General features: G+C 57.9%; 12 protein-coding genes. 5 read left to right on the top strand and 7 right to left on the bottom strand.

Annotated features, from left to right (window positions below; translation table 11 throughout):
• Window positions 1-31 precede the first annotated feature (31 nt).
• Window positions 32-511: a Fe-S cluster assembly transcriptional regulator IscR gene (gene iscR / locus INT39_RS21905; RefSeq protein ID WP_193076092.1), complete on the bottom strand. Its 480-nt coding sequence runs from the start codon at window positions 509-511 to the stop codon at window positions 32-34.
• 279 nt (window positions 512-790) lie between these two features.
• Here iscR and INT39_RS21900 point away from each other — a divergent pair, with 279 nt between their 5' ends.
• Together INT39_RS21900 and INT39_RS21895 are read left to right on the top strand one after the other, a co-directional pair.
• Complete coding sequence (locus INT39_RS21900; protein ID WP_193076091.1) at window positions 791-2,224, top strand: aldehyde dehydrogenase family protein; 1,434 nt, start codon at window positions 791-793, stop codon at window positions 2,222-2,224.
• Window positions 2,225-2,723: 499 nt separating this feature from the next.
• Window positions 2,724-4,760, top strand: a complete 2,037-nt coding sequence (locus INT39_RS21895; RefSeq protein WP_193076102.1) for an AsmA family protein — start codon at window positions 2,724-2,726, stop codon at window positions 4,758-4,760.
• Window positions 4,761-4,844: 84 nt separating this feature from the next.
• Here INT39_RS21895 and INT39_RS21890 read toward each other — a convergent pair whose 3' ends face one another.
• The 4 genes from INT39_RS21890 to INT39_RS21875 all read right to left on the bottom strand — a co-directional run bounded on the left by INT39_RS21890 (window position 4,845) and on the right by INT39_RS21875 (window position 8,836).
• Window positions 4,845-6,263: an NAD(P)(+) transhydrogenase (Re/Si-specific) subunit beta gene (locus tag INT39_RS21890; protein ID WP_193076090.1), complete on the bottom strand. Its 1,419-nt coding sequence runs from the start codon at window positions 6,261-6,263 to the stop codon at window positions 4,845-4,847.
• Window positions 6,264-6,269: 6 nt separating this feature from the next.
• Window positions 6,270-6,593, bottom strand: coding sequence for an NAD(P) transhydrogenase subunit alpha (locus INT39_RS21885; RefSeq protein ID WP_193076089.1), 324 nt, complete (start codon window positions 6,591-6,593; stop codon window positions 6,270-6,272).
• A gap of 2 nt (window positions 6,594-6,595) precedes the next feature.
• Window positions 6,596-7,723: an NAD(P) transhydrogenase subunit alpha gene (locus INT39_RS21880; RefSeq protein WP_193076088.1), complete on the bottom strand. Its 1,128-nt coding sequence runs from the start codon at window positions 7,721-7,723 to the stop codon at window positions 6,596-6,598.
• A gap of 207 nt (window positions 7,724-7,930) precedes the next feature.
• Window positions 7,931-8,836 (bottom strand): AEC family transporter, encoded by a 906-nt coding sequence (locus tag INT39_RS21875; RefSeq protein WP_193076087.1) that lies wholly within the window; start codon window positions 8,834-8,836, stop codon window positions 7,931-7,933.
• A 136-nt stretch (window positions 8,837-8,972) separates the two neighbouring features.
• On the opposite strand from INT39_RS21875, the gene INT39_RS21870 reads away from it, so the two are divergent.
• A complete protein-coding gene (locus INT39_RS21870) occupies window positions 8,973-10,385 on the top strand; it encodes an alanine/glycine:cation symporter family protein (protein WP_193076086.1) in 1,413 nt (470 codons plus the stop codon).
• A 49-nt stretch (window positions 10,386-10,434) separates the two neighbouring features.
• On the opposite strand, the gene cysS is transcribed toward INT39_RS21870, so the two are convergent.
• Both cysS and INT39_RS21860 read right to left on the bottom strand, forming a co-directional pair.
• The gene (cysS, locus tag INT39_RS21865; RefSeq protein ID WP_193076085.1) at window positions 10,435-11,820 is read right to left on the bottom strand and encodes a cysteine--tRNA ligase; all 1,386 of its coding nucleotides are present in this window, start codon (window positions 11,818-11,820) and stop codon (window positions 10,435-10,437) included.
• A 3-nt stretch (window positions 11,821-11,823) separates the two neighbouring features.
• Window positions 11,824-13,491 carry a glutamine--tRNA ligase/YqeY domain fusion protein gene (locus INT39_RS21860; RefSeq protein ID WP_193076084.1) on the bottom strand — a complete coding sequence of 556 codons (1,668 nt, stop codon included), beginning with the start codon at window positions 13,489-13,491 and terminating at the stop codon, window positions 11,824-11,826.
• Window positions 13,492-13,686: 195 nt separating this feature from the next.
• Here INT39_RS21860 and INT39_RS21855 point away from each other — a divergent pair, with 195 nt between their 5' ends.
• On the top strand, window positions 13,687-14,181 hold the full coding sequence (locus INT39_RS21855) for a peptidylprolyl isomerase (protein ID WP_193076083.1): 495 nt from the start codon (window positions 13,687-13,689) through the stop codon (window positions 14,179-14,181).
• A gap of 9 nt (window positions 14,182-14,190) precedes the next feature.
• On the top strand, window positions 14,191-14,916 hold the full coding sequence (locus INT39_RS21850; RefSeq protein WP_193076082.1) for a UDP-2,3-diacylglucosamine diphosphatase: 726 nt from the start codon (window positions 14,191-14,193) through the stop codon (window positions 14,914-14,916).
• The last annotated feature ends 142 nt before the right edge of the window (window positions 14,917-15,058 follow it).

Here is a 15,058-nt window from a genome sequence, read left to right as displayed (position 1 = left end):
TACTCTTCAATTCGCGCGGCCAGAAGCCGCGTCAGATGATGCGTTCCAGGTTGACGACATGCTGGCTGGAGCAGTTGCTCTTGTCCTGCCGGGTACGTACTCGCTGAATGTCATCACGGGAAACCAGGTCGGCCAGCGTGATGCCTGCAAGAAAATCATGCAGACGCTCACTCAGATCGGTCCAGAGATAGTGCGTCAGGCAAACATCGCCGTGCTGGCAGTCACCCTTGCCCAGGCAGCGGGTGGCGTCCATGGAGTCGTTCACGGCTTCAACTATCTGCGCTACATTGATGGCGCCAGGCCCCCCGGCCAAGCGATAACCACCACCCGGGCCACGCACGCTCTCAACCAATTTATTGCGCCGCAGCTTGGCAAACAGTTGCTCCAGATAGGAAACCGATACACCTTGGCGCTGGGATATATCCGCCAAGGTGATAGGCCCCTGATCCTCATGGAGAGCCAGGTCCAGCATCGCTGTAACAGCGTAACGGCCTTTGGTGGTCAGACGCATAACGGTACCCGAGTCAGGTTTTCACATGACCGAAACTATGCAATATCCAACCAATTTAGTCAAGTATTAAACCCCTTCCCCATAAGAAGCTATGGCAGACCTGTATGGTCAAGCGCAGTCGTTTTCCGGCACATAGTATAGAGTCATTGTCAGAACGCTTGAAGCAAAAGCGGGAGCATGTTCTGCTTGGGTGAATTCGCGTGAAACAGCTGATACAAGTGGAAATTACGTGTATCGTTCCGTCACTTTCCAGTTATGTCCCACCAGGAGTCTTGATCAATGAGCCATGAAAAACAATTCTATATCAACGGCCAATGGGTAGAGCCCAACGGCGACCGTACCGTTGATGTGATCAACCCTGCCACCGAAGAGGTGGCTGCTACCATCGCGCTGGGCAATGAAAAAGATGTCGATGCCGCTGTCGCTGCTGCTCGCGCGGCATTCGAATCTTTCTCCCAGACCAGCCGTGAAGAGCGCATCGCCCTGCTGGAACGCGTTCTCGAAATCTACCAGCGCCGTTCCGATGAGTTTGCCAAAGCCATTTCCATCGAAATGGGTGCGCCGGCCAAGCTGTCGAAGCATGCCCAGGCCCCTTCCGGTACTGGTCATTTCGCTGCCGCGCTGAAAGCACTGAAGGAATTCGAATTCGAAGAGCGCATTGGCAACACCCTGGTGGTCAAAGAGCCGATCGGCGTATGCGGTCTGATTACCCCCTGGAACTGGCCGGTCAACCAACTGGCCTGCAAGATCGCCCCTGCCCTGGCCACCGGCTGCACCATGGTACTCAAACCCTCGGAAGTAGCGCCGCTGTCTGCTCTGCTGCTCGCCGAAGTACTGGACGAAGCCGGCGTGCCAGCCGGGGTGTTCAACCTGGTCAATGGTGACGGCCCTACAGTCGGCGCGGCCATGTCGGCCCATCCGGATATCGACATGATGTCCTTTACCGGCTCCACCGGTGCCGGTCGTCAGGTAATGAAAAGCGGTGCCGACACCATCAAGCGTGTCGCACTGGAGCTGGGCGGCAAGTCGGCCAACATCCTGCTCGATGATGCGAATTTCGAGAAGATGGTCGCCCACGGCGTCATGTCCTGCATGAACAACAGCGGCCAGTCCTGTAACGCCCCGACCCGCATGCTGGTGCCTAATAGTCGCATGGATGAAATCGCCGCCATCGCCAAGGCCGTTTCGGCCAAGGTCAAGGCCGGTGCTCCGGACGGCGCGGACACGGTTATTGGTCCAGTGGTATCCAAGGTTCAGTGGAACAAGATTCAGGAGCTGATTGGCAAGGGTATCGAGGAAGGCGCCAAGCTGGTGGTCGGCGGTACCGGTCGCCCGGAGGGTCTGGACAAGGGCTACTATGTCCAGCCAACCATCTTCAGCCACGTGACTACCGACATGACCATTGCCCGCGACGAGATTTTCGGGCCGGTATTGTCCATCATCGGTTACGAAGATGAGGCCGATGCCATCCGCATCGCCAACGACACCCGTTATGGTCTGTCCGGCTACATCTCCTCCGCCGACCTAGATCGCGCTCGCAACGCCGCCCGCCAGATCCGCACCGGCATGGTCCACCTCAATGGTGCCCCGCTGGACAACAACGCTCCCTTCGGTGGCTACAAGGAATCCGGAAACGGTCGCGAATGGGGCCATTACGGCATGGAAGACTTCCTCGAAGTGAAATCCATCTTCGGGTATTACGCGGCAAGCTGATCGACTGCCGATGCAGTAATAAATCGCTGATGGCTCCCACGCGGAGCATGGGAGCCATCAAGAGGTGAGCGCTGGCTCCGACCTCTCCGCTAATCATCCCCTGATCGTTCCCACGCTCCAGCGTGGGAATGCCTGTCGGGACGCTCTGCGTCCCAATCCCGCCGCCGTGCAAGCTGCCAGCTTCGGACGCTGGAGCGTCCACTGCGCAGGTTCCCACGCGGAGCATGGGAACCATCTGAAATATCAGATCCCGCCTGCTACTCCGATCGTTCCCACGCTCCAGCGTGGGAATGCCTGCCGGGACGCTCTGCGTCCCATCTCACCGCCATGCAGGCTGCCAGTTCGAACGCTGGAGCATCCAAGGCGCGGTTACCACGCCGAGCGTGGACGCCATCAGGAGTTGAGTACTGGCTCCGACCTGTCCGCTCATCATTCACGGAGTTTGCTAGTCTGAACCTGACGCATTCTTATCGGATGCATGATGAAAGGCGGATTAGGTATGGCGCGCGTTGGTGATTTTTTCATCTGGATATTGACCGGCCTGGTGCTGCTAATGGCGGCGCTGGTGTTGTTTCTGCTGCTGTTCGATTGGAACCTGCTCAAGCCGACCATCAACGAACGGGTTTCCGAGGCGCTTGATCGGCCCTTCGCCATTGAAGGTGACCTGTCGGTGACTTGGCGGCGAGAGTCCGATACGGACGGCTGGCGCGCCTGGGTGCCCTGGCCGCACATCGCCGCCGAGCAGATGATGCTGGGCAATCCGGAATGGGCTGAAGGCGACACCTTTGTCAGCCTGCAGCAGGTGGAATTGCGCCTGGCGCCACTACCGCTGCTATCAAAGACCGTACATATTCCACGCATCGATGTGCAGGGGCCGGTGGTGAACGCGCAACGCCTGGCTGACGGGCGCGATAACTGGACCTTCGATCTGGGCAATGAAGAGAGCGACGCTGCCGATCAACCCCCGCCCTGGGCGCTGGATATCGGCACCATCGGCTTCGACCAGGGGCATATCACGGTCGACGACGCGATCAGCAAGATTCAACTTGATCTCCAGATCGAACCCCTTGGCGAGCCTATCGCCTTCGATGAGATTGTCGGCAAATCAGAGGAGTCGGCTGCCGTTGCCCCTCAGGATTACGCCTTCGCCTGGCGCGCCAAGGGACGTTATCAGGGGCAGGCAGTGCGAGGCGAAGGCAAAGTGGGCGGCCTATTGGCGCTGCAGGATGCCAAGCTGCCGTTTCCTCTGGAGGCGGATGTCCGCGCCGGATCGACTCGCATCCGCCTCTCCGGCACTCTGACCGACCCGCAGAACCTGGGTGCGCTGGACCTCAACCTGCGGCTCTCGGGCACCAGCCTGGGCAATCTGTATCCACTGACCGGGGTCACCTTGCCCGACAGCCCGCCCTACTCCACCGACGGCCGGCTGCGTGCGCAACTGCAGGCTGCCGAGGGCGCGACTTTCCGCTATGAGGATTTCAATGGACGCATCGGCGACAGCGATATTCATGGCGATCTGACCTATGTCGCCGGCGAGCCCCGACCCAAGCTGTCGGGCAGCCTGGTATCCAAGCAACTGCTGTTCAGTGATCTGGCACCGCTGATCGGTGCCGACTCCAACGCCGAGAAAGAAGCGCGCGGCAGCGACACTCGCCAACCTGGAGACAAGGTGCTGCCGATCGAAGAGTTCCGGACCGAGCGCTGGCGGACGATGGATGCCGATGTACGCGTGCAAGGTCAGCGTATCGTTCACAGTGAACAGCTACCGATCACCGATCTGGACACTCATGTGCTGCTGGAGGATGGCCGGCTGCATTTGGCACCGCTGAAGTTCGGTATGGCCGGCGGCGTGCTGGAGGCCGATATCCAGCTCGATGGTGCCAGCACCCCGCTGCAGGGCCAGGCAAAACTGAGTGCTCGTCGCTTCAAACTCAAGGAGTTGGCACCCAGCTTCGCCCCGATGCAGACCAGCCTCGGCGAGCTCAATGGCGATGCCGATCTGCGCGGGCGAGGCAATTCGGTGGCGGCCTTGCTGGGCAGCGCCGACGGCAAGGTGAGACTGGTAATCAACGATGGCACCGTGAGTCGTAGCCTGATGGAAATTGCCGGGCTCAACGTCGGTAATTATCTGATCACCAAAATGTTCGGGGACGAGGATGTGCAAATCAATTGCGCGGTGGCTGACCTTGTGCTCAAACAAGGGCTGATGACCACGCCGATATTCGTAATCGATACCGAGAATGCGCTGATCGAAGTCGACGGTACAGTGAATTTCGCCAGCGAGGAGATGGATCTGGACATAGATCCGGAATCCAAGGGGATGCGCATTTTCTCCCTGCGCTCACCACTGTACGTGCGCGGAACCTTCAGCGAGCCTCGTCCCGGTGTACACGCCGGACCTCTGGCGCTGCGCGGTACCGGCATGCTGGCGTTGGGCGCGCTGACTCCAGCCGCCGCCCTGTTGGCATTGATCGCTCCCAGCGGCGAGCAGACCAACCAGTGTCAGGAACTGTTGCAGCGCACAGAGCAGCGCTAGATCACCAGCAATGACCGCGGGAATCGCAGGCAAAAAAAAGGGGCTTCGCCCAAGGCGAACCCCCTTCTTCATTTCAGGTAGGGATCAACCGAGCGATTTCACCGCATCGATCATCTGAACCATTACCTTCTGTGCATCACCGTAGACCATGGACGTATTCTCGGCGTAGAACAGTTCGTTCTCGACACCGGAATAGCCCTTACCCTGGCCACGCTTAACTACGTAAGCCTGCTGCGCCATATCGACGTTGAGGATCGGCATGCCGTAGATCGGGCTGGATTTGCGATGACGAGCGGCCGGGTTGACCACGTCGTTGGCGCCCAGAACGATAGCCACATCAGCCTGCTTGAACTCTTCGTTGATATCTTCCAGGTCGTGGATGATGTCATAGGGAACACCGGCTTCGGCCAGCAGCACGTTCATGTGGCCCGGCATCCGGCCGGCGACTGGGTGAATGGCGAAAGCCACTTCCACGCCCTGCTTCTGCAGCAGCTTCACGAATTCGTACAGTTTGTGCTGTGCCTGCGCCACTGCCAGACCGTAGCCAGGCACGATGATGACCTTGTTCGCGTAGTACATCGCGATAGCCGCATCGGACGCATCAGCCGCCTTCATGGAGCCTTCGATGTCGCCATCGTCGCCACCGTCATCGCCGCCGAACTGGCTGAAGATCACGTTGCTGACCGGGCGGTTCATCGCCTTGGCCATCATCAGAGTCAACAGCGTACCGGCTGAGCCGACCACAGTACCGGCAATGATCATCGCCGGGTTCTGCAGCACGAAGCCTTCGAAAGCAACCGCCAGACCGGTGAAGGCGTTGTACAGGGAAATCACCACCGGCATATCAGCGCCACCGATCGGGGTGGTCAGCAGTACACCCAGCAACAGCGCGAGGATGAAGAAGACGGTGATCAGCGGGACCGAGATGGCGCCGTTGATGCCGGATGTCACGATAGCAGCACCCAGTGCCAGCGAACCAAGAAACAGCAGACCGTTGATCCACTGCTGCGCCGGCAGACGTATGGTCTTGTTCATGCGACCGTCGAGCTTGGCCCAGGCGATCAGCGAGCCAGACAATGCTACGGCACCAATCAGGCCACCCAGCACTGCCAGCACGGAAACTACCACACCATGGGCCTGCGCGTTGCCAGAGAACAGCTCGGTTGCCGCAATCGCCGCAGCAGCACCGCCACCCATACCGTTATACAGGGCCACCATCTGTGGCATATCGGTCATAGCGACCTTCTTGCCGCTGTACCAGGCCCAACCCAGACCCAGACCCAATGCGATCAGTACCAGAGCCACGTTCATGGTCAGATGCTCTTGCGCGGCTTCACGTACATCAAAGCCGTACAGGAAGGCAGCCAGAACCGCCAGCACCATGCCGATACCCGCAATCAGAATACCGGAGCGTGCGGTGACCGGGCTGGCCATGCGCTTCAGACCATAGACAAACAGTAATGCCGTGAGGAAATAAACGGCTTCGATTATAAATTGACTCATTGGATATTATTCCTTGTCCGCTGTGCCGGGGCGCTTGTTGCTGGGCTTGAACATCTCCAGCATGCGCTCAGTCACTACATAGCCGCCGGCAGCGTTACCCGCGCCGAGCAGTACGCCGAAAAAGCCGATGACCTGCTCCAGTGTGCTTCCTGCGTTCAGCAGTGCCCACATGGCGCCAACCACAACAATGCCGTGGATGAAGTTGGAGCCGGACATCAGCGGCGTGTGCAGAATGGCCGGAACACGGCCGATGATTTCGTATCCGGTGAACGCAGCCAGCATGAAGATATACAGGGCCACAAAGCCGGTAATGGTAGTTACTGGATCCATGATTATTCCTCGACAGGTTCAAGGGCCTTGCGTGCGGCCTCGTTACGGATTTCACCGGCATGCGTTAATACTGCGCCGGCCAGGATCTCGTCTTCCCAGTCGATGCTCAGCTCGCCATCCTTGACCATCAGGCCAACCAGATTCTGCAGGTTGCGCGCGTAGAGCTCCGACGCGTGTTCGGCCAGACGGCTCGGCACGTTCAGTGGCGCAACAATGCTTACTGGACCGACTTCGACGGTTTCGCCGGGAACGGTCAGCGGCGTGTTACCACCACCCTCGGCAGCCAGATCAATGATCACGGAGCCAGGCTTCATGCCCATGATCTGAGCTTCACTGATGATTTTCGGGCTGGGACGACCAGGAATCGCTGCAGTGGTAATCACCGCATCGGCCTGTTGAATGTGACGGGTGACAACCTTCTCGACCTGAGCTTTTTCCTCATCGGTCAGCTCGCGCGCATAACCACCCTCGCCACTCGCGGAGACGCCGGTATCGACAAACTTGCCGCCAACCGACTCAACCTGCTCCTTCACCTCGGCACGCACGTCATAGCCTTCGATCATGGCACCCAGACGCTTGGCTGTTGCCAGCGCCTGCAGTCCTGCCACCCCGGCACCCATGACCAGTACCTTGGCCGGACGCAGAGAGCCCACAGCTGTGGTCATCATCGGGAGAATGCGGTTGAGGCTGGTCGCTGCCATGAGGCCGGCGGCATAGCCGGTCAATGCCGCCTGGGAGGACAGAGCGTCCATCGCCTGAGCGCGGGTGATGCGTGGAACCAGCTCCATGGCGAAGCAGGTGATCTGACGGTCACGCAGCGCCTTGACGATCTCTGGCTCGCGGTGCGCGTAAACGAAGCAGCACAACACCGTACCCGGTGCCATTTGTTCTATGTCAGACAGTTCCGGCGGTTGCACCCGGAATATCAACTGGGCATTGACTGGAGCGGAGGTGATCTGCACACCTTCATTCTCAAATGCGCTATCGGGAATTCTCGCCGCCAGGCCTGCACCTGGTTGCAAGGAGCATTCAATGCCCAGCTTTGCCAATTTACTGGCAACGGAGGGGACCAGAGCGACACGCTTTTCGTTATCGCGTGTCTCCCCGGGAACAAACAGACTGACCGGCATGGGGGTCTCCTTTTTCCTACTTGTTTGTTTTATTCAATTCAAAAATCCGGGCAAGGATACACTAAGAGCAAGTAGACTTTTGTATGGTATTTGAAAAAAAATCGTTAAATACGGTCAATTCTCCCGTCTAACAGAAAACAAACAGGGAATTCTCGTACTTTTTTCTGGTATTCAGACAGTTTTACTACTCGCATGATGCCAGTGAGCTCACGCAGCGAGAATCATCAGCCAGATCGGTAGAGTGACGGCGGCCATGACCGTGGAGAGAAAAATCACCGAGCCGAGGATACGCGTGTCCTCCTGCCCCATGGCAAATGCCAGCACATTGATGCCCGTGGGACAGGCTGCCATCAATACCAGAACAGTACGCGCATCACCAGTCAACCCTGGTAGCAGCCAACCCATGCCCAGTACCAGCATTGGGAATATAACCAGCTTGGTGGTAGTCAGCATTGCCATGGTACCGCTCAGATATAGCCGATAGCTGGCCAGACTCATGCCAAGCATCAGCAAGGCGGTAGGCAACGCCGCCGCAGCGAGCATTTCCACGATACGCCACAACGGGCCGGGGACAGTCAGTCCGGACAGGTTCACCAATGCCCCAAGGAACAACCCGATGATCAGCGGGTTGGCCAGACTCGAGAGCAGTCCGAGCCAATCGATCTTTTCGCTCCGACTTCCCCAGAAGGCGTTATAGATACTCTGCAGAGTGAACAACAGCAGACTGTGAAATACCAGGATGGCAAACAGGTAAACCAGGCTTTCCACGCCCAGCATCACCGTAATCACAGGAATACCCACCAGCACGTTGTTTGAATAGCTGGCTGCGAGCCCCATGGAAGAAGGTCGCCTCAGCCGCCGGTGCATCCACAGGTTGACGGCGATAAAGACAACGAAGGCCGGGATGTAATAGCGCATCAAGAGCAAGGGGGAAAGTGCGTCGAGCAGGTCGGCCCGGGCCAGGCCAGAGAACAGCAAGACGGGCATGAACAGCTTGAAGGTGATGACGCCCAGGGTCTTGTGGCCCTCTGTCGGGATGATGCGGCGCGCACCGAGAAACCAGCCCAGAAGGATCAGACCAAAAACAGGCAGCAGGGCATTAATAACAACCATCGACGCTTCCCCAGGTATATCGGAAAATGGCTCCCGATCAGGCGAGCAAGTGTAGCAGCCTGGCACGCGGGTTTGCGGATGGCACATTTCAGCTCAGCGACTACATTTATACCCGATAACTGCGAAAGGATTGCCAATGAGCGCAATAATTGATTTTCTGAATACGGTCTTCTGGGGTTACATACTCATTTACGGGCTGTTGGCCGTTGGGGTGTTTTTCACCTTGCGACTCGGTTTCATCCAGTTTCGCCATTTCGGAGAAATGGTGCGATCGATTCTCAGCTCCCGAAAAAGTGACCAACATGGTATTTCGCCATTCCAGGCCCTGTGTACCAGCCTCGCCTCCCGCGTCGGCACCGGTAACATCGCCGGTGTCGCGGTCGCGCTGTATCTTGGCGGTGCCGGTGCGATTTTCTGGATGTGGGTGGTAGCGCTGGTAGGCATGGCTACCGGTTATGCCGAGAGCACCCTGGCTCAGCTGTACAAGGTCCAGGATCGCAAAGGTCAGTATCGCGGCGGCCCGGCTTTCTATATAGCCAAAGGCCTGAAAGCACCCTGGGCCGGCGCCATTTTTGCGGTCAGCCTGATCATCTCCTTCGGTCTGATCTTCAATGCTGTGCAGGCCAACTCGATCGCCGACGCCATGGAAAGCGCCTTCGGCCTGCCGAAGATATGGGTCGGGCTGGTCATTGCCATCTTCGCGGGGATCGTGATCTTTGGCGGTTTACGCTCAATCGCTCGCTTTGCCGAGTATGTCGTGCCCTTCATGGCCGGTGCCTACGTATTGGTGGCGCTGTTCGTATTGGTAGTCAATATAAATGATGTGCCCGAGGCATTCATGTCGATCATCCGCGGTGCGTTCGGTCTGGATGAAGCTGTCGGCGGGGTTGCCGGTTCGATTACCGCAGCCATGCTCAACGGCATCAAGCGTGGCCTGTTCTCGAACGAAGCAGGTATGGGGTCGGCGCCGAACGTGGCCGCGACCGCCACTCCCGCGCCTCACCATCCTTCATCACAAGGACTGGTGCAGGCGGCAGGGGTGTTCATCGATACCCTGATAGTCTGCACCGCTACTGCCATCATGATTCTGCTGTCAGGCATTCTCGAGCCTGGCAACGGCGTTACCGGCATCCAGCTGACCCAGCAGGCTCTTGAAGTGCATATCGGCAGCGCCGGCAACTATTTCATCGCCATCGCCATTCTGTTCTTCGCCTTCACCTCGATCGTGGCAAATTACACTTATGCAGAAAACGCGATGATCTATCTGGGAATAGGCAACACCCTCGGCATCACGCTGCTGCGAGTGGCGGCATTGGCAATGGTTGTCTGGGGCGCAAGGGAGGCAGTGCTGACAGTCTTCAATGCCGCAGACGCCTCGATGGGGCTGATGGCGACCATCAACCTGATTGCCATTGTGTTGTTGTCCGGCACGGTATCAAAGCTGACCAAGGATTATTTCGAACAACGTAAACAGGGGGTCACACCCACGTTCAAATCAGCTGACTACCCGGAGCTGCACGAGAAGATCGACAGCAATATCTGGAAGTAACAACCATTCTGCCCTGCTCCGCCTTGCACGGAGCGGGGGCAGAATGCTCTCAGTCCTGCAACCGCCAGGTGGTTCCACCCTTGGCATCTTCCAACACCACACCCATGCTGGTCAGCTGATCGCGGATGCGATCAGATTCAGCCCAGTTCTTGTCCGCACGCGCCTGCAAGCGCGCCTGGATGAGCGCTTCCACCTCTGCCGCATCGACCTTGGTGGCAGCTCCGCCTTGCAGGAAACTATCCGCTTCCAGCTGCAGAATACCGATGACACTGGCCAGCTCACGCAGGCGCGCAGCCAGGGCCGCAGCCGCTTGCAGATCTGATTCCTTCAGTCGATTGACCTCGCGGATCATGTCAAACAAGACAGCGCAGGCCTCTGGCGTATTGAAGTCGTCATCCATGGCAGCCGCAAAACGCTCGGCCAGCACATCACCACCTGCGGGTGCCGCCTCAGGCAGACCTTTCAAGGAGCGGTAGAATCGCTCAAGAGCGCTCTTCGCCTCCTTGAGATTGTCTTCCGAATAGTTGATCGGACTGCGGTAATGACTGGCGACCAGCAGATAACGCACCACTTCAGGGTGATACTTTTCCAGCACCTCGCGGATGCTGAAGAAATTGCCCAGGGATTTGGACATCTTTTCGCCATCCACCCGAACCGCTCCGGCATGCATCCAGGACATGGCGTAGGTTTTACCGGTTGCCGCTTCACTCTGGGCAATCTCGTTCTCATGGTGGGGGAATACCAGATCCGGGCCGCCACCATGAATGTCGAAAGTGTCACCCAGGCAGCAGGTGGACATCACCGAGCACTCGATGTGCCAGCCAGGACGACCATCACCCCAAGGCGATGACCAGCTTGGCTCGCCGGGTTTGACGCCTTTCCACAGCACGAAGTCCAGCGGATCTTCCTTGGCCTCGTCGACCTCGATGCGCGCACCGATCTTCAGGTCTTCGATACGCTTGCGTGACAGCTTGCCGTAACCAAAAAACTTGCCTACCCGGTAATACACATCACCATTGCCGGGCGCATAGGCATATCCCTTGTCGATCAGTGTCTGGATCATGCTGTGCATGCCTTCGACATGATCACTGGCGCGTGGCTCCTGGTCCGGAGGCAGAACATTCAGCTGCGCCTCATCCTCGTGCATGGCGGCAATCATGCGGTTGGTCAGCTGCTGAAAGCTCTCACCGTTCTCGTTGGCCCGGCGAATGATCTTGTCGTCGATATCGGTGATATTGCGCACGTAGGTCAGATCGTAACCTCGATAACGCAGCCACCGGGACACCACATCAAAGGCAACCATGACCCGTGCATGACCGATATGGCAGAAGTCATATACCGTCATGCCGCATACGTACATGCGCACACTGTTGCCTTCCAGCGGCTTGAATACTTCCTTGGTCTTGCTCAGCGTGTTGTAGACATGCAATGCCATCGATTATTGCCCCCAGGAATCGCGCAGCGTGACGGTGCGGTTGAATACCAGATTCTCTGGCTGGGAATCCTTGCTGTCTGCACAGAAGTAACCTTCACGCTCGAACTGAAAGCGCTCATCCGACGTTGCAGTGGCGAGTGACGGCTCGGCGCGGCAACCTTTAAGCACCACCAGCGAATCCGGGTTGATGTTGTCCAGGAAGGTACCGCCCTCCTCGCCCTTGTCCGGGTTTGCCGAGGTGAACAGACGATCGTACAGGCGCACTTCACACTCGACACTTTCTGCCGCCGGCACCCAATGAATCACGCCTTTGACCTTGCGGCCCTCTGGATTTTTGCCCAGGGTATCCGGGTCATAGGAGCACAGCAGCTCGACGACATTGCCGTCAGCGTCGGTGATGGCTTCATCAGCGCGAATCACGTAACTGCCACGCAGACGCACTTCGCCGCCCGGTACCAGACGCTTGTAGCCCTTGGGCGGATCGACCATGTAATCGTCCTGGTCGATATACAGCTCACGACTGAATGGCAAAACCCGCTCACCGATATCCTGCTTCGGATGGCGCGGCAGCGTCAGCTGCTCCACCTGCCCTTCGGGGTAGTTGGTGATGGTGACCTTGAGCGGGCGCAGTACGCACATGGCGCGCGGCGCATGATTGTCCAGGTCATCACGGATACAGAACTCCAGCATGCCCATATCAACTACCGCATCGGAACGGGTAACGCCGATACGCTCACAGAACTCGCGGATCGATGCCGGCGTGTAGCCACGGCGCCGGAAGGCGCTGAGTGTGGACATGCGCGGATCATCCCAGCCACTCACATGGCCTCCATCAACCAGCAGCTTGAGCTTGCGCTTGCTGGTTACTGTGTAGTTCAGGCTCAGTCGGGCAAATTCGTACTGACGCGGTTTGGCCGGCACCGGTAGGTGTTCCAGGAACCACTCGTACAACGGCCGATGGTCCTCGAACTCCAGGGTGCAGATCGAATGGCTGATCAGTTCGATGGCGTCCGACTGGCCGTGCGTGAAGTCATAGCTGGGATACACGCACCACTTATCACCGGTCTGGTGGTGATGGGCATGGCGGATGCGGTACAGAATCGGGTCACGCAGGTTCATGTTCGGCGCGGCCATGTCGATCTTGGCCCGCAGCGCTTTGGCACCGTCGGGGTACTCGCCAGCAGTCATGCGCGCGAACAGATCCAGGTTTTCCTCGACGCTGCGCTCACGGAATGGACTGTTCTTGCCCGGCTCGGTCAGGCTGCCGCGGTACTCACGCGCCTGCTCAGGAGCCAGATCGCAGACATAGGCTTTACCAGCCTTGATCAGTTCAATGGCCCAGGCATGCAGCTGATCGAAGTAATCCGAGGCATAGCGAACCTCACCGGCCCACTGAAAACCCAGCCACTCCACATCCTGCTTGATGGCATCGATGTATTCCTGTTCTTCCTTGGCCGGGTTGGTGTCATCAAACCGCAGGTGACAGACACCACCGAACTCCTGGGCCAGCCCGAAATTCAGACAGATCGACTTGGCATGGCCGATATGCAGATACCCGTTGGGCTCCGGTGGAAAGCGCGTCACGATATTCGTGTGCTTGCCGCTTTGCAGGTCGGCCTGGACGATCTGGCGCAGAAAGTGAGCTGGAGGCGTGGATTCCGGTTTATTCATAAGTATTTCAGGACTCGTCTCGGGCAATGCCGGAGGCATTACGGTATGTATCAGTGGGAGAAGGATCGTGTAATCAGGCCGCCCCGACCCATCTGGCCAAAAAGACACCTATCATACCCTAAACTCATGGATGCCTGAATCCGCCTCAGCTGATAGCATTGCACCTTTCATCCCAATCAATCCGAGGATCATCGCATGGTCAAGCTGCATACCAATTTTGGTGTCATCACCCTGGAACTGTTCACCGACAAAGCGCCGGAAACAGTCGAAAACTTCAAGCAGTACGTGCGTGACGGTCACTATGACAACACCATCTTTCACCGCGTGATCAGCAACTTCATGGTCCAGGGCGGCGGCTTCGAGCCGGGCATGCAACAGAAAGACACCCGCGCACCGATCAAGAACGAAGCCAACAACGGCGTCAGCAACGACATCGGCACTGTGGCCATGGCTCGTACCAACGACCCGCACTCCGCCAGCGCGCAGTTCTTCATCAACGTTTCCGACAACAGCTTCCTCAACCACACTGCCCCGACATCCCAGGGCTGGGGTTATGCGGTATTCGGTAAGGTTTCCGAAGGCATGGACGTGGTCGAGAAGATCAAGGGCGTACGCACTACCAGTCGCGGTGGTCACCAGGACGTACCTGCTGACGACGTGATCATCGAACGCGCCGAAGTAGTCGAGTAATAGCCGCGGATGCGCTATCTGTTCATATCGGATCTGCATCTCGAAGCCGAACGCCCGGACATAACCCGGGCGTTTCTGCGTTTTCTTGATGAACAGGCCAGCCAGATCGACGCCCTTTATATATTGGGCGATTTCTTTGAAGTCTGGCTGGGCGATGACAACCCCGACCCGCTCGCCGATCAGATCAGCGCCGCTCTGCTGGAGTTATCCCGCCAGGGTACGGCGGTGTACCTGATGCATGGCAACCGCGACTTCCTGCTCGGGAAGGACTTCTGCCGCCGCTCCGGCTGCACTTTACTGAAAGACCCGGCCCTACTCGACATCAACAACGAACCTGTGTTGCTGATGCACGGCGATAGCCTGTGCATTGATGACACCGACTACATGCGCATGCGCCGCTGGCTACGCAACCCGCTGAGCCTGTTCATCCTGCGCAACCTGCCACTGAAGACCCGCCACAAGATAGGTCGCAAACTGCGCAACGAAAGTCAGCAGCGCACTCGGTACAAGGCAGCGGATATTACCGACGTCAATCATGGCGAGGTGTTGCGGGTGATGGCTGAGTTTAGGGTAAGAACCCTGATTCATGGGCATACCCACCGCCCGGCTGTGCATTCCCTGGAAGTCGACGGCAAACCCGCGCAGCGGATTGTCCTGGGGGACTGGGATAAAGATGGGTGGGCGCTGGAGGTGGATGATGAAGGATATCGATTGGAGAGTTTTGCGTTGGAGTGATGTCTCCACACGACACAATCAACACCCAAAAAACAAAACCCCCAACTCTCGCAAGCCGGGGGGTTTGTTGTTCTGGCAGTCAGGCTCTTACAGCTTGCCTTCCAGCTCAGGTACCGCTTCAAACAGATCCGCTACCAGACCG

Source organism: Pseudomonas sp. FME51 (assembly GCF_014897305.1).
The sequence above is the reverse complement of the archived record's forward strand: the minus strand, read 5'-3'. Positions and strand labels throughout refer to the sequence as shown.